This is a genomic window from Duganella sp. GW821-FHT07G03 (genome assembly GCF_059418605.1).
In genome coordinates this window covers 52,108-66,393 of the sequence record NZ_JBWKQE010000025.1, presented here as the reverse complement: position 1 = coordinate 66,393, position 14,286 = coordinate 52,108, and the positions used below count along the sequence as shown (strand labels likewise).

The window sequence follows — 14,286 nt, the reverse complement described above, 5'->3', positions numbered from 1 at the left end:
GTTATCGCGATGCTTGAGTTGAAGAATTGGGATAGTGCCGAATATCTTCAGACAAGAGAAGACATGGCCCTCTACTTCGAGGCTTGCCTTGAAGAGGCGGGTGATGACGTGGCGTTCATTGCGAAGGCGCTGGGCAACATCGCCCGAGCCTACGGGATGACGCAACTTGCCAACGAAACGGGAATGGGCCGCGAAAGCTTATACAAGGCCCTTTCCGCCGATGGCAATCCAAGCTTCGCGACCATCTTGAAAGTCATGCGTGCGCTTGGATTGAAATTCCAGGTCGAGGTGACTACAGCAGAAACGCCAGCGCAGCCACGGCCGTCGGCGCCAGCGCGCCGGCCAGCAGGCCGATAGCGCCTATCGATTCGTCCTGGAAGCCGCGCCGCAGCAGCGACACGCCGGCCGGATTCGGCGCGTTGGCGATCACCGTCAGGCCGCCGCCGGCCACCGCGCCGGCCACCAACATGTATTGCGACTGCGCCGAAATCCCCTGGATCAGCGAACCGAGATAGGTCAGCGCGGCGTTGTCGGTAATCGCCGTCAGGCCAAGCGCACTGAAGAACAGCGCCACCGGCGGCAAACTCTCGACGATGGGCTGCAACCACCATTGCTGCATGCCGCCCAACACTACCAGCCCGGCCAGGAAGAAGCCGACCAGCAGGCCCTCCTTGATGATCAGCGGATTCTGGTAGCGCTGGTAAGCCTGCGTGAATCCCAGGAACAGCATGAAGATGCCGAGGAACAGTACCGTGTGATGGCCCAGCACCACCACCGCCGCCAGGAACACCAGATGGATCGCGGTGACCGTCAACGGCACCGCCGGCGCCGCCACGACGTCAGCCGACGGTGCGGCCGGCGCCCGCAAATGCTTGCGCAGCACGAAGGTGATCACGGTGGCGTTGATCAGCACCGCGATGGCAGCCTTCCAGCCGAAATGCGTGGCCATGAAAGCGCTGTCCCATTGCCAGGTGCTGGCCACCATCAACACCGGCGGCGCGGCGTAGGCGGTCAGCGTGCCGCCGATCGAGACGTTGACGAACAGGACGCCCAGCGCGCCGTACTTCAGCCATTCCGGCATGCCGTCGCGGAAAATCAGCGGCGCCAGCATCAGCGCGGCCAGGGTCATCGCGGCCGGCTCGGTGATCAGCGAACCGGTCAGCGGTACCAGCGCCAGGCCGAACCACACCAGCGCCAGTTCGGTGCGCATCGGCAGCAGTTTGGCCAGCACCAGCAGCATGCGCTCCATGATGTCCAGCACCGGCCGCGAGGCCGCCACCACCATCACGGTGAACACGAACAACGGCTCGGTGTACTGGCGCGACTCGGCGTATTGAATGGCGGCGTCGCCTCCGCTCAGCACGGCCATCGCGATAATCAGGATAAAGGCCCAGAAGCCGAACACCACTTCCACTTCGCCCAACAGATGCAGCAGGCCCGCATGGCGCGGGTGGCGGTGCGACAGTACTTCGAAGGATTTGGCTGCGAAGGTGTGCAGCAGCGCCATTCCGAACAGGATGGCGCCGACCAGTTGGATGGTTTGCAAAGGATGTCCTTGTTGAGTTGCCTGAGCCACATGGTACAGCATGAGGCGCACGATACAGATTGGCCTTGCCAAAAATGCCAACAAATAGTACTGTGTATTCATACAGTATTTGCGGTAGAATCCATCCATATCATGAGCCTGCCCGCGACCCATTCCGCCCCCCGTTCCGCCGCCCTTGCGCCCGAAGCCGTCCATCCAGCGTTATGGTTGGCGTCGCAACTGGCGCACAGCGCCACCCGCTGCGTCGACACCGGCTTTGCCGCCTTGTCGGCGCAGTTGCCGGGCGGTGGGTGGCCGCTGGGCGTGCTGACTGACCTGCTGGTGCAGCAGCACGGCATCGGCGAACTGCGTCTGCTGCGGCCGGCGTTGCTGGGCCTGGGCAAACGGCCCATCGCGCTGCTGCAACCGCCGCATGCGCCGCAGGCGCTGGCGCTGGCGGCGTTGGGGCTGGAACCGTCGCAGCTGATCTGGATACGCAGCGGCGCCAAGAGCGGCGACGCCTTGTGGGCCGCCGAACAAGTGTTGCGCAGCGGCTGTTGTGGCGCGCTGCTGCTGTGGCAAAGCCATGCGCGCGGCGAAACGCTGCGCCGCCTGCATCTGGCGGCGCAAAGCGGAGACACCTTGTTCTGCATGCTGCGGCCGCTGGCGGCCGCGCAGGATGCCTCGCCGGCGCCGCTGCGGCTGTCGCTGCACACGGCGCCGGGCGGCATCAACATCGGCTTTGTCAAACGACGAGGACCGCAGCGCGACACCCCATTATTTTTGCCATTAACCCCATCGCTCTTACAACGCCATGCGCCTCTGGATCGGACTACACCTGCCACGGCTCCCGCTCGAAGTATTCTGCCCGCGCTGGTCGGCTGACGGCTGCACCGTGGTGCTGGAGCAGGAGCGGGTGGTGGCCATGTCGGCGCTGGCGCGGCAGGCCGGCGTGGACGTGGGCATGCGGCGCGGCGGCGCGCTGATGCTGGCGCCGCAGTCGCAGTTCCAGCAGCGCGCGCCGAAGCGCGAGATGGAAGCGCAACAGGCGGTGGCGTTGGCGCTGCTGCAATTTACGCCGCAACTGGCGCAGGCGGAGGAAGCCACGCTGCTGCTCGACATCGGCGCCAGCCTGCGCCTGTTCGGCGGCATCCGCGCGCTATGCCGGCAGGTGGCGGCCAGCATGGAGGCGCTCGGTTTCACGGCCACGCTCAGCTGCGCGCCCACCGCGCGCGGCGCCTGGCTGCTGGCTCGCAGCCACGCCGGGCGGGCCTTGTCGATGGACGCGTTAGTGCGGCGCATGGACCGCTTGCCCGGCAGCCTGCTGCCTCCGGCTCGGCCCTACCTGAGCTGGTTGGAAGGCATAGGGTGCTTGACGCTGGGCGAGATGCGCCGCCTACCGCGTCCCGGCTTGCAGCGCCGCTGCGGCCGCGCCTTGCTGGACATGCTGGACGATGCCTACGGCGAACGCGCCGAGATGCATCGATGGCTGGAAGCACCGGCCAGCTTCAGCGCCAAGCTGGAATTGTTCGACCGTGTGGAGAACGCCGAAGCGCTGCTGTTCGGCGCGCGCCGCTTGTTGCAGCAGCTGACCGGCTGGCTCAGCGCGCGCCAGTTCGCGGTCGAGCGCATCCGGCTGCTGCTGGAGCACGAGCGCGGCAAGGTGGCCGGTCCGCCGACGGTGATCGACATCGTGCTGGCCGAGCCGACCTGGCGCGACGAGCATCTGGTGCGCCTGCTCAAGGAGCGGCTGGCCAAGCAGGTGCTGGACGCGCCGGTGATCGGCCTGTGCCTGGAGGCGCCGCAGGTGCAGGCGATGGCGCCGCCCAGCGATTCATTGTTCCCCGAGCCGGGCGGCAGCAAGGAAGACTGGCAGCGCCTGCTGGAATTGCTGACCGCGCGGCTGGGGCCGGACAACGTGCTGCAAGCGGCGCCGCGCGCCGACTACCGTCCCGAGCAGGCCAACGCCTGGGTCAGCGTGCAGGAAAAAATCCGTCCCGCCGACGCCCGCGCCCAGCTGCCGCCGGACATGCCCGGCCTGCCGCGTCCGACCTGGCTGCTGGCCAAGCCTATTCCTTTGCTGATGCGCGACCACCGGCCGTTCTACGGCTCGCCGCTGAAGATCATGTCGACCGGCGAGCGCATCGAGGCCGGCTGGTGGGGCGCCATGCAAACCCGCGACTATTTCATGGCCGAGGGCGACGACTACGCCCACTACTGGCTGTACCGCGAGCGCACCGGCCACGAGGGCGAACAGTCGGCGCGCTGGTATCTGCACGGTTTGTTTGGTTAAATAGCGTCTGGCAACATCAACGGGACAGCGCATGCGATCACAACGACAGGAATTCCTCGGCGCCGACGGCCAGAAGCTGGCCTCCCGGCTGGATGTGCCGGACGGCGAGATCCGGGCCTACGCCTTGTTTGCCCACTGCTTCACCTGCGGCAAGGACGTGTTTGCCGCCAGCCGCATCGCGCAGGCGCTGACCGAGCATGGCTTTGCCGTGCTGCGCTTCGACTTCACCGGCCTGGGCGCCAGCGAGGGCGAATTCGCCAATACCAATTTCTCGTCCAACCTGGCGGACTTGCTGGCGGCGGCCGCCTACCTGCGCGCCAGCCACAAGGCGCCCAGTCTGCTGATCGGCCACAGCCTGGGCGGCGCGGCGGTGCTGGCGGTGGCCGCACAGGTGCCGGAGGCCAAGGCGGTGGTGACCTTGGCCGCGCCCAGCGATCCGGTGCGCGTGACCGGCTTGTTCAGCCAGCATCTCGACCAGATCGCCAGCGAGGGCGAGGCGCAGGTGCAACTGGCGGGCCGGCCTTTCCGCATCAAGCAGCAATTTGTCGAGGATGCGGGCGGGCACAATTTGAAGCTGAAGATCGCGGGCCTGAAGCGGGCCTTGCTGGTGATGCACGCGCCGGGCGACGACACGGTCGGCATCAGCAATGCGATGGAGATCTTTACCGCCGCCAAGCACCCGAAGAGTTTCATCTCGCTCGACAGCGCGGACCACCTGCTGACCGAGCGCGACGATGCCGTCTACGTGGCCAACTTGATCGCGGCCTGGAGCGATCGCTATATCTGAATATGGTTGTTATATAATCTACTATTTTGTTTAATGCTTGGCGGCGCCGGCAAATCAGGAAAGGTTAGCGATGAACGTATTCAAACAGAGCTTCAGTCAGTGGCGCGCGCTCGGCGCGGTTGTCGGCATGGCGGCCGGCGCGATGCTGGCGTTGCCGGCCCATGCGGATGGCCGCAGCGCGACGCATAACCTGCTGGCCAATATGGCGCGCGCCAACCGCAGCCTGGGCATCACGGAAAACAATAGCCGCGCGGTACCGACGCTGGTGCGCGGCATGTACATACTGAACGACAACAAAGGCGACTTCATCGGCATCATCAACGAAGCGGGCACGATCTATGGCGATGCGCAGGGCTTCCAGGTCGTTATGACCAACGGCAGTCCGCCGCGCAAGATGAACAGCGAGGAGCTCAACGATCTCCGGCTGGAGGTCATGGGCGCCATCGACTACGACAAGCTGATCAAGGTCACTTATGGCGACGGCGGCGGCCGCAAGCAGGTGCTGTTCTCCGCCGTCGATTGCGGCTTTTGCCAGCGCTTCGAGCAGGAGCTCAGCAAAAATGGACGCGGCGTGAACACCACCTTCTACGTTCTGCCGTCGTCGCTGCAGGAGCTCAAGGGCGCGGGCGCGGCGAAGTGGCAGACCGCGTCACGCCTCTGGTGCGCCGAAAATGGCGCCGCCGCCTGGAAGAAATACTGGAGTACGCTGGACGCGGGGCCGGGCCGCAGTTGCGAGTTCGATCCGAAAACCGCGGAACAATCGGGACTCAACCTGAAACGTATCCTGGCCGGCGTGGGCGCCCGCATCCACGGTACGCCGAGCATCTTGCGCGAGGATGGTTCGATCCTGAACAACGAAATCAATATGGACTTCGCCTACATGAACAAGGCCTTCGGCAGCGACGGCTTGCCCAAGCTGGCGGCGGCCAAGCAGCCGCAGTGGCTGGTGGCGGCGGCGGATGTGCCGTCATCGCAGAATGGCGACGATGCGCAGCAGACCGCTGCGCAGCCGGGTGCGCAGCAGTCGAAGAAAATCAAGATAGACGTGAAGGATGCGTTGAAGAAGCTGTTTAACTAAGGCCTGAAATTACTCGTCGTCGAATTCTTCGGCGAGGTCTTTCCAGCCCTTGCCGGCGGCGAAGGTGTTGAATTCGTCCGGCGCTTCCAGTACCAGCAGTTTGCTTTCCTGCAGCACGGAATCGCCGGCGGTCAGGGCCGGGCCCTTGTAGCCGACGGTGCGCAGTTGCGCGACCACGGCGTCGATCAGCGATTTGTCCTTGTGCAGGCCGCTGATCGAAGCAGAAAAGTCCACATACACGTCGATCGCGCCGTAACCTTCGTCGAAGATACGGATCGCTTTGGCGTCGTGGGCACGGCCGGAGCCGTCGGAGGCCTTGAAGGGGCCGCTGAGTTGGATGTCGGTGTCTTTGTTCATGGCGATTAGCATACACCAAAACAGCAAAACGCCAAGGCCACGCCCGGCAGGCCAGCCCCAGCGGCAGCGTCACGTGGCCGCCGATGGAGAGCCGGCACCATCAACCGGCTGCCTCCAGCGTGATCATTACTTCAACGGTTGCAGAATTGCGTCAAGGCGGTCCGGCGTGCCTTCGATGCGCTCCAGCCTTGGATACTTCAGGCCGTCGTGGTAGTCGAGCGCATAGGTCTGGTACAAACTGCCTTTCTTGACCAGCAGGGTGATCGGCTCCTTGCCGGTCTTGGCGGCCGTGACGGCGGCGCGCAGCGCCTCGGCCTTGTAGGCGCGGCCGTTGACGGCTAGCAGCGTGCTGCCGCCCGACAGGCCGGCCTTGAAGCCCACGCCCTCCCACTGGAAGCCTTCCAGCTTGCCATCCGTGCCGACCGAGAAGCCCAGCGAGTACTGGAAGTTGGCCGATTTGTTTTGCTCTTCCTGGGCTTTGAGGAAGTCGGTCGGCTTGTCGGTGTAGACCAGCTTCCAGCCGGCGCGCGCCAGGCCGTCCAATGGCGCGCCGGGGCCGTGGCCGTCCAGGCGGGTGCGCAGGAAGCCGGCCCAGTCGTAAGGCTGGATCGCGTTGAGCGCCTTCACCACATCCTCGAAGCTGTAGTGCTTGGCCACGTTGACGCCATCGTCGACGCCGAAGAAGTTGCGGGCGAAGTCGTTCAGCGAGCGCTGGTCGCCGGACTGTTCGCGTATCAGCGTGTCGGCGTCCAGCCAGATCAGTTCGCCTTCCGAGTAGTAATCCTCGGCGCGCTGCCAGTTGTTCCAGCCTTGCGGACGGCGGGCGTTGACGATCGGATCGTTGGTGGTGTCCTGCACCGCGCGCCATTCGCGGCCGCGGGTGTTGTCGTAGCGGGCGGCGGTGGCGGCCAGCAGGTCGCGCGTGTGCTCGGGCTTGATCAGGCCGGAACGGGCGGCGATCACCGCGCCCCAGTACTGGGTCTGGCCTTCGTACACCCACAGCAGCGTGTTTTGCAGCGGCGTGTTGAAGTTGGGGACGTTCTGGTCGGCCGGACGGCGGAACTTGCCGTTCCACGAGTGGGTGAATTCATGCGGCAGCAGTTCGCGCCGCGCTTCCTGCTTGGCCCACTCGGCGAAGTAGCCCAGCTTGACGCCGTTCTCGCTCGACTGGTGATGCTCGCGGCCGATGCCGCCGAACTCGTCGCTGATGGCGAACAGGAAATCGTAGTGCTGGTAGTGCTGCGAGTTGAACAGCTTGTAGGCCTGCTGCACCATCGCGCGGTGCGGGGCGATCTGTTCCGGCGTCGCTTCCAGCTGCTCGGCCGAATCGGCCACGACGTTCAGGTGCACCGGCACTTTCGCGCCCGGGTCGAGGTCGATGCGGCGGAAGTAGCGGCCGGCGAACAGCGGCGAATCCATCATCGCCTCCAGGTCCAGCGGCTTGAAGGCGATCTCGTCGCCGCTGCGCGCGGCCGTCTCCAGCGCCGTGCCGTACTGCCAGCCGGCCGGCACCGTCAGGTTGGGCTGCATGGTGATGCGGCGGCTGTTGTAGCCGGCCGGATACAGGGTCAGCGATTGCCATTGCACGCCGACGATGTCGTTGGTGATCGTGGTGCGGCCCTGGTTGGCCTCGGTCGGCGACAGGTACTGGAACTCCACGTCCACCGACGCCGCATCCTTCGGCACCTCGATATGGAAGGCGTAAACGTTGACCGTGTCGCGCTTCCAGTCGAGCGGCTTGCCGTTGGCGCTGACCTTGAGGCCGGCGAACTGGTTCAGCGCGCCGCTGGGGCCGTGGTTGGCCGGGATCCACTGCGGATAGAGCAGGGTCAGCTTGCCCGGCCTGGCGGGGATGCTCTCGCGCACGCGGAAGATTTGCTGCGCCGTGTTGGTGGCGTCCACGTTCAAGACGATGGTGCCTGGGTAAGGCTGTTCGGAGATGGCTTCTGCCTGGGCGCTGAAGGCGGTAGCCAACAGGACGGCGAGGGCGGCACGGGACATGGACATGTGGTCGATAACAAGGTTGGACAAGAAGGCGAGTGTAGCACGCAGGCAACTTGTAAATCTGGCAAAAAGATGGCGCGCCGCAGCGAAAATATTTTTAAAAAAAGTGCGGCGCTGGGGATCTTGTGGCCGTTTTTCAAGGCCTTGAAAGGCCGGAAAACCATCCTATATCGGACTCAGTGGTTGCCCAGATGGGGACCACCGAGGGGAATCTTCCCCGCCCATATCGCTTAACTTGAAAAGGATATCCACCATGCGTACTTTTGACCTGACCCCACTGTATCGTTCCGCCATCGGCTTTGATCGTCTGGCACAAATGCTCAACGACGCCCAGCGCAGCGATGCCACCCCGAGCTACCCACCGTACAACATCGAACTGGTGTCGGACGACAAATACCGCATCGTGATGGCGCTGGCCGGCTTCGACCGTTCGGAAATCGACATCACCTTTGAGCGCGATTCACTGCACATCGTCGGCCGCAAACAGAAGGACGCCACCGAGCGCACGTATCTGCACCGCGGCATCGCCGCCCGCGATTTCGAGCAGCGCTTCCAGTTGGCCAACCACGTCAAAGTGACCGGCGCCACCTTCGACAACGGCATGTTGAACATCGAACTGGTGCGCGAAGTGCCCGAGGCGCTCAAGCCGCGCAAGATCGTCATCGACGGCAGCGACAACGTCACCGCCCTGGAGCAGCGCCAGGCCGCCTGATCCGCGTAGCTGAGTAGTGACTGACTGGCCGGTATATCCGGCCAGTTTTGCGTTAACCGACCTTGTGTGTAAGCAATTGTATAGTTAAGACGGGTCTAAGTTTTTACCCTCATATTGGATACATCTACAAACCTCAGTCAATTCAGGAGTGCAGCTATGTCCGAATCTACCCTCAAACGTGCAGCCCTCGCCGTGGCAGTGCTGGGCGTGATAGGCGTCGGCGGCGCCGTCGCCGTCAAGCAAGGCAATGCCGTTGCCGCCCCCCCCATCGTGCTGCAAGCCGCAGCGCCGGTCCAGGCCGCCCCAGTCGCCGTGCCTGCGCCGGTCATGACGCTGCCCGACTTCAGCGTCATCGCGGCCCACAACGGCCCGGCGGTGGTCAACATCAGCGTCACCGGCAGCACCAAGACCGCCTACGACGGCGCCGAACAGACCGGCCGCGCCGATCCCTTCGCCGACGATCCGTTCTACGAATTCTTCCGCCGCTTCCAGGGCCCGCAGCAACGCGGCGGCCAGCGCAGCGTGCCGACCCACGGCCTCGGCTCGGGCTTCATCATCAGCGCCGACGGCATCATCCTGACCAACGCCCACGTGGTGCGCGACGCCAGCGAGGTGGTGGTCAAGCTGACCGACCGCCGCGAGTTCCGCGCCAAGGTGCTGGGCTCGGATCCGAAAAGCGATGTGGCCGTGCTGAAGATCGACGCCAAGAACCTGCCGGTGGTGCCACTGGCCAAGGGCAACGACCTGAAAGTGGGCGAATGGGTGCTGGCGATCGGCTCGCCATACGGCCTCGACAACACCGTCACTGCCGGCGTGGTCAGCGCCAAGGGCCGCTCGCTGCCGGACGGTAACGTGCCCTTCATTCAGACCGACGTCGCCGTCAACCCCGGCAACTCGGGCGGCCCGCTGTTCAACACGCGCGGCGAAGTGGTCGGCATCAACTCGCAGATCTACAGCCAGACCGGCGGCTACCAGGGCCTGTCGTTCGCGATTCCGATCGACGTGGCCGGCAAGATCAAGGACCAGATCGTCTCGACCGGCAAGGTCACCCACGCCAAGCTGGGCGTGACGGTGCAGGAGATCAACCAGGGCTTCGCCGACTCGTTCAACCTGGCCACGCCGGAAGGCGCGCTGGTGTCCAACGTCGAGAAGGGCGGCCCCGGCGACAAGGCCGGCCTGAAGCCGGGCGACGTGATCCGCACGCTCAACGGCAACAAGATCATCAGCTCGGGCGATTTGCCGGCCATCGTCGGCCTGGCCTCGCCAGGTGATAAAGTGACGATGGAAGTCTGGCGCCAGGGTAAGGCCGTACAATTGAGCGCCACGCTGGGCAATGCCAACGACAAGGTCGCGGCGGCCGAGGGTGAACGCAGCGACCAGGCCAGCACCAAGCTGAAGCTGGGCCTGTCGCTGCGTCCGCTGGAAAGCATGGAGAAGCGCCAGTCCGGCATCGCCAACGGCTTGCTGATCGAGGATGCGCGCGGTGCGGCGGCCGATGCCGGCGTGCAGCCGGGCGATGTGCTGCTGTCCGTCAACGGCCGTCCGGTCAACTCGATCGAGCAGGTGCGCGAGGTGGTGGGCAAGTCCGGCAAGTCGGTGGCATTGCTGATACAGCGCGGCGACGATAAAATCTTCATACCGGTGCGTTTGGGCTAAGCCCGCGGGCCGGCAGAACGCAACACAAAAACAGAAAGGAAATAATATGCGACTTCTGCTGGTAGAAGACGATACGATGATCGGCGAGGTCGTGCTCGACCTGCTCAGGGCCGAGCACTACGCGGTCGACTGGGTCAAGGATGGCGCGATGGCCGACACCGCGCTGCAAACCCAGACCTACGACCTGGTGCTGCTGGACCTGGGCCTGCCGCGCAAGGACGGTCTTGAAGTGCTGCGTTCGATGCGCGCCCGCAAGGAGCTCACGCCCGTGCTGGTGGCCACCGCGCGCGACGCCAAGGAACAGCGCATCGCCGGCCTCGACGCCGGCGCCGACGACTATGTCCTCAAACCCTACGACCTCGACGAACTGCTGGCGCGCATCCGCGCCTTGCTGCGCCGTTCGGCCGGCCGCGCCGAGCCGATCTTCGAACACGGCGGCGTCAGCGTCAATCCGCAAACCCGCGAGGTGCTGGCCGACGGCAAGGCCGTCAGCTTGTCGGCGCGCGAGTGGGCGGTGCTGGAGGCGCTGATCGCGCGGCCCGGCATCGTGCTGTCGCGGCATCAGCTGGAAGAAAAGCTGTACAGCTGGAAGGATGAAGTCAACAGCAACGCGGTCGAAGTCTACATCCACGGCCTGCGCAAGAAGCTCGGCGCGGAACTGATCCAAAACGTGCGCGGCCTGGGATACATGGTGCCGAAACTATGAAGGTGAAGATGCCGTCGCTGCCGCGGGTGCCCGTGGTGACGCACTCGCTGCGCGGACGTTTGCTGTGGTTCCTGCTGGCCGCCATCACGATGGCGGCCATTGCGCAGGCGATGATCGCCTACCGCAGCGCGCTCAGCGACGCCGACCAGATCTTCGACTATCACATGCAGCAGATGGCGATGTCGCTGCGCTCCAGCGCCACCTTGACCAACAAGGCCGCCGACACGGCGGCCGATCCCGAGAACGACGACCTGGTGGTCCAGGTGTGGACGCCGGACGGCGCCCAGGTGTTCCGTTCGCTGTCGCGCGCGGCGCTGCCGCAGCGCGCGGTGCTGGGCTTCTCCAACGTCAAGGCCAACAACACCACCTACCGTATCTTCTCGGTGCAGACCAGCAACCAGACCGTGCAGGTGGCGCAGGACATGGCGGTGCGCCAGCGCATGGCCGGCACCCTGGCGCTGCGCACGGTCGGCCCGATCGCCGTGATGGCGCCGGTGCTGATGCTGGTGGTGTGGTGGGTGGTCAGCGGCTCGCTGGCGCCGGTGTCGCGCGTCAAGCGGCAGGTGGCGGCGCGCCAGGCGGACGATCTGTCGCCCGTCTCGGAAAACGATTTGCCCGACGAAGTGCGGCCGTTGGTGCACGAGCTGAACCTGCTGTTCGGCCGCGTGCGCACCGCCTTCGAGGCCCAGCAGCACTTCGTCGCCGACGCCGCGCACGAGTTGCGCTCGCCGCTGGCGGCGCTCAAATTGCAGGTGCTGAGCCTGGAACGGGCGCAGGACGAGGCGGCGCGCAGCATCGCCGTCGGCCGCGTCACGGCCGGCATCGAGCGCGCCACGCGGCTGGTGGAACAGTTGCTGGTGCTGGCGCGGCAGGAAGGCTCGGTCAACGACGTCAAGCTGGAACCGGTCAATCTCGCCGAGCTGGTCAAGCGTTCGCTGGGCGACATGGCCGGGCTGGCGCAGTCGCGCCAGATCGACCTCGGCCTGCACCATGCCGACGAGGCCTCGGTCGACGGCCAGCCGGATGCGCTGATCATCCTGCTGCGCAACCTGATCGACAACGCCACCAAGTACACGCCGGCCGGCGGCACCGTCGATATCGAGCTGCGCCGTAGCGCCGGCGCCACAAAAGCCGCGCCGGGCCGGGTGGTCCTCACGGTCGAGGATTCCGGCCCCGGCATCCCGCCGGAAGAGCGCGAACGCGTGTTCAGCCGCTTCTACCGCGTGCCGGGCAGCCCGGCCGGCGGCAGCGGGCTGGGGCTGGCGATCATCAGGTCGATCGCCGAGCGCCACGGCGCCGCGCTGACCCTGGGCCAGTCCGAGCGCCTGGGCGGCTTGCTGATCAAAGTCGATTTTCCTGAGACTGCAAGGGCCACTCCGGTCTAAAATGCCACTTTGACATGACGTTGGAGTGGCGTATGAAGAAAATCGGCTTTTCGGGCACCCTGGACCCGATCACCAACGGTCACATGTGGGTGATGAACGAAGCCCGTTCGCTGGCGGACGAGGTGGTGGTCTTCCTGTCTGAAAATCCGGCCAAGAAGCCCAAGTTCTCGGCCGAGGAGCGCAAGAGCATCATCGCCCTCAGCTGCGCCGAGCAGGGCTGGGACAATGTGCAGGTGGTCATCGTCAAGGGCGACTACACGGCGCGCGCCGCCAAGAAGCAGGGCGTGCATTGCCTGATACGCGGCATCCGCACCACCGCCGATTTCGACTACGAAAACCTGATCCAGCAAACCAACGTCGACGTGCTGCAAGGCGCCAAGACCATCTTCGTCATGCCGCCGCGCGACCTTGGTTCGGTCAGCTCCAGCTTCGTCAAGGCGCTGGAGGGGCCGATCGGCTGGAACTGGATCATGAAGAAGTTCGTACCCGGCCCGGCCTATCACGCCTGGGTGCTGAGCTGGCTGCGCAAGGAGTGGGAAACGCTGTGGGACTACGAGCACCGCGACGCCACCGCCATCGCCCACGCCGACCAGTGGTTCGTGCAGCTGACCGGGGCCACGGCCTACGGCGGTCCGGCGCGCCACTATCACAACCTCGACCACCTGGTGCACGGCCTGTGCGAGATCCGCGTGTGGGCCGCCAACACCCGGCCCGATCCGGCCGACGTCGACATCGTCAAGCAGGCGTTCTGGTTCCACGACGCCGAGTACGGCCACAGCGGCGAGCCGGGCGCGCTGACCAACGAGGAAGCCAGCGCCCAGCTGTGGCTGGGCAGCCATCTGGGCCAGGAGATGGGCGACGCGGCCGAGCTGATACGCGCCACCGACCATTTCCAGGAAGCCTCGATCACCCATCGCCTGAAGGACACGCTGCTCAGCGTCGACCTGGCGATCCTGGGGCAGGACGACGAGGTCTACCAGAACTATGCGCGCGCCATCCGCAAGGAATACATCCACCTGCCGGACGCCAAGTACCGCGAACAACGCGGTGGCGCACTGGCCCATTTGTGCCGCAAGGCCGACGCCGGCCAGTTGTTCGGCAATGCGTATTTTGCCGACCAGTACAACGAGCGCGCCATCGACAACATGCAGCGCGAGATGGAACGGCTGGCGGCGAAGTGAAGTGTCGCTGAACCGGTGTTAGTGCGGCGGCAGCTCGACTTGCTCCTTGCGCGCGGCGATCTGGGCGCCTAGCGCATCGAGGTCGAGCTTGGCCTTGCGGGCTTTGGGAAACATCTCGGTCTCTTCTTCGTTGGCGTGATGGTCGATCAACTCGGAGAGCACCTTGACCTTGGCGTCGTACAGGTCGTCGGTGGGCTCCATCGCGATGATCTGGGCGATCAGGTCCTTGGCCGAGGCGTGCTCGACGGCGGCCTCGTCCATGATGTCATCCGCCTTGGTGGCGGCGCGCACGGCGGGGTAGAAGATTTCTTCTTCGGCCGTGGCGTGCTTGGTCAGCTCGGTACAGATCTGCAAGGCCAGCTTCTGCTTGGTGGCATGCGCGCGCTCGCCCAACTCCTCGTACTGCTCGAACAGCGACTTGACGTGCTCATGGTCTTCCGTCAGCAACGTGATCGCATCCTGGGGATCGGTTTCGGTGGGGATAGGCTTGGGGATTTTGTCCTGCGAGTGGGTGGTGCTTTTCATGTCGGCTCCTTGCGTTGCGAATGAATGGGGGAACAGCTTCCCCAGTCTAGGAGCGCGATCAATGACGGTCTGTGCGT

The 14,286-nt window shown here is 65.0% G+C and carries 14 protein-coding genes; 10 read left to right on the top strand and 4 right to left on the bottom strand.

The features are described 5' to 3' along the window. The first annotated feature begins 3 nt into the window (after nt 1–3). On the top strand, nt 4–357 hold the full coding sequence (locus tag AC07OK_RS25530) for an addiction module antidote protein (RefSeq protein ID WP_494692920.1): 354 nt from the start codon (nt 4–6) through the stop codon (nt 355–357). On the opposite strand, the gene AC07OK_RS25525 is transcribed toward AC07OK_RS25530, so the two are convergent. Then, entirely contained in the window at nt 293–1,546 is a 1,254-nt protein-coding gene (locus tag AC07OK_RS25525; protein ID WP_494692890.1) for a putative Na+/H+ antiporter, read from the bottom strand. The two genes, AC07OK_RS25530 and AC07OK_RS25525, sit on opposite strands and share 65 nt — an antisense overlap. A 132-nt stretch (nt 1,547–1,678) precedes the next feature. On the opposite strand from AC07OK_RS25525, the gene imuA reads away from it, so the two are divergent. The 4 genes from imuA to AC07OK_RS25505 all read left to right on the top strand — a co-directional run bounded on the left by imuA (nt 1,679) and on the right by AC07OK_RS25505 (nt 5,683). Then, the gene (imuA, locus tag AC07OK_RS25520) at nt 1,679–2,410 is read left to right on the top strand and encodes a translesion DNA synthesis-associated protein ImuA (RefSeq protein WP_494692889.1); all 732 of its coding nucleotides are present in this window, start codon (nt 1,679–1,681) and stop codon (nt 2,408–2,410) included. Continuing rightward, the gene (locus AC07OK_RS25515) at nt 2,340–3,818 is read left to right on the top strand and encodes a Y-family DNA polymerase (RefSeq protein ID WP_494692888.1); all 1,479 of its coding nucleotides are present in this window, start codon (nt 2,340–2,342) and stop codon (nt 3,816–3,818) included. Before imuA ends, AC07OK_RS25515 begins: the two co-directional genes overlap by 71 nt. Nucleotides 3,819–3,849: 31 nt before the next feature. Then, a complete protein-coding gene (locus AC07OK_RS25510) occupies nt 3,850–4,605 on the top strand; it encodes an alpha/beta hydrolase family protein (RefSeq protein ID WP_494692887.1) in 756 nt (251 codons plus the stop codon). Between the two features lie 70 nt (nt 4,606–4,675). Further along, the gene (locus tag AC07OK_RS25505; RefSeq protein ID WP_494692886.1) at nt 4,676–5,683 is read left to right on the top strand and encodes a thioredoxin domain-containing protein; all 1,008 of its coding nucleotides are present in this window, start codon (nt 4,676–4,678) and stop codon (nt 5,681–5,683) included. Between the two features lie 9 nt (nt 5,684–5,692). Here AC07OK_RS25505 and AC07OK_RS25500 read toward each other — a convergent pair whose 3' ends face one another. Both AC07OK_RS25500 and AC07OK_RS25495 read right to left on the bottom strand, forming a co-directional pair. Next, nucleotides 5,693–6,040, bottom strand: coding sequence for a hypothetical protein (locus tag AC07OK_RS25500; protein ID WP_116990312.1), 348 nt, complete (start codon nt 6,038–6,040; stop codon nt 5,693–5,695). A 126-nt stretch (nt 6,041–6,166) separates the two neighbouring features. Continuing rightward, the gene (locus AC07OK_RS25495; protein ID WP_494692885.1) at nt 6,167–8,041 is read right to left on the bottom strand and encodes a M61 family metallopeptidase; all 1,875 of its coding nucleotides are present in this window, start codon (nt 8,039–8,041) and stop codon (nt 6,167–6,169) included. Nucleotides 8,042–8,297: 256 nt separating this feature from the next. On the opposite strand from AC07OK_RS25495, the gene AC07OK_RS25490 reads away from it, so the two are divergent. The 5 genes from AC07OK_RS25490 (at nt 8,298) to coaD (ending at nt 13,684) form a co-directional block, all read left to right on the top strand. Continuing rightward, nucleotides 8,298–8,756 carry an Hsp20 family protein gene (locus AC07OK_RS25490; protein WP_217941949.1) on the top strand — a complete coding sequence of 153 codons (459 nt, stop codon included), beginning with the start codon at nt 8,298–8,300 and terminating at the stop codon, nt 8,754–8,756. Between the two features lie 156 nt (nt 8,757–8,912). After that, a complete protein-coding gene (locus tag AC07OK_RS25485) occupies nt 8,913–10,412 on the top strand; it encodes a Do family serine endopeptidase (RefSeq protein ID WP_494692884.1) in 1,500 nt (499 codons plus the stop codon). A gap of 46 nt (nt 10,413–10,458) precedes the next feature. Further along, nucleotides 10,459–11,118 (top strand): response regulator, encoded by a 660-nt coding sequence (locus AC07OK_RS25480; RefSeq protein WP_020701705.1) that lies wholly within the window; start codon nt 10,459–10,461, stop codon nt 11,116–11,118. After that, nucleotides 11,115–12,503: an ATP-binding protein gene (locus tag AC07OK_RS25475; protein WP_494692883.1), complete on the top strand. Its 1,389-nt coding sequence runs from the start codon at nt 11,115–11,117 to the stop codon at nt 12,501–12,503. Before AC07OK_RS25480 ends, AC07OK_RS25475 begins: the two co-directional genes overlap by 4 nt. A gap of 32 nt (nt 12,504–12,535) precedes the next feature. Next, nucleotides 12,536–13,684, top strand: coding sequence for a pantetheine-phosphate adenylyltransferase (gene coaD / locus AC07OK_RS25470; RefSeq protein WP_494692882.1), 1,149 nt, complete (start codon nt 12,536–12,538; stop codon nt 13,682–13,684). A gap of 18 nt (nt 13,685–13,702) precedes the next feature. Here the strand turns inward: coaD and AC07OK_RS25465 are convergent, their stop codons facing one another. Next, nucleotides 13,703–14,209, bottom strand: coding sequence for a hemerythrin domain-containing protein (locus tag AC07OK_RS25465; RefSeq protein ID WP_494692881.1), 507 nt, complete (start codon nt 14,207–14,209; stop codon nt 13,703–13,705). Nucleotides 14,210–14,286 lie beyond the last annotated feature (77 nt).

Excerpts from the sequence above, each read along its gene's own strand:
- imuA (WP_494692889.1), top strand. The coding sequence starts at position 1,679 with ATGAGCCTGCCCGCGACCCATTCCGCCCCCCGTTCCGCCGCCCTTGCG.
- AC07OK_RS25515 (WP_494692888.1), top strand. The coding sequence starts at position 2,340 with ATGCGCCTCTGGATCGGACTACACCTGCCACGGCTCCCGCTCGAAGTA.
- AC07OK_RS25510 (WP_494692887.1), top strand. The coding sequence starts at position 3,850 with ATGCGATCACAACGACAGGAATTCCTCGGCGCCGACGGCCAGAAGCTG.
- AC07OK_RS25505 (WP_494692886.1), top strand. The coding sequence starts at position 4,676 with ATGAACGTATTCAAACAGAGCTTCAGTCAGTGGCGCGCGCTCGGCGCG.
- AC07OK_RS25500 (WP_116990312.1), bottom strand. The coding sequence starts at position 6,040 with ATGAACAAAGACACCGACATCCAACTCAGCGGCCCCTTCAAGGCCTCC.
- AC07OK_RS25495 (WP_494692885.1), bottom strand. The coding sequence starts at position 8,041 with ATGTCCCGTGCCGCCCTCGCCGTCCTGTTGGCTACCGCCTTCAGCGCC.
- AC07OK_RS25490 (WP_217941949.1), top strand. The coding sequence starts at position 8,298 with ATGCGTACTTTTGACCTGACCCCACTGTATCGTTCCGCCATCGGCTTT.
- AC07OK_RS25485 (WP_494692884.1), top strand. The coding sequence starts at position 8,913 with ATGTCCGAATCTACCCTCAAACGTGCAGCCCTCGCCGTGGCAGTGCTG.
- AC07OK_RS25480 (WP_020701705.1), top strand. The coding sequence starts at position 10,459 with ATGCGACTTCTGCTGGTAGAAGACGATACGATGATCGGCGAGGTCGTG.
- AC07OK_RS25475 (WP_494692883.1), top strand. The coding sequence starts at position 11,115 with ATGAAGGTGAAGATGCCGTCGCTGCCGCGGGTGCCCGTGGTGACGCAC.
- coaD (WP_494692882.1), top strand. The coding sequence starts at position 12,536 with ATGAAGAAAATCGGCTTTTCGGGCACCCTGGACCCGATCACCAACGGT.
- AC07OK_RS25465 (WP_494692881.1), bottom strand. The coding sequence starts at position 14,209 with ATGAAAAGCACCACCCACTCGCAGGACAAAATCCCCAAGCCTATCCCC.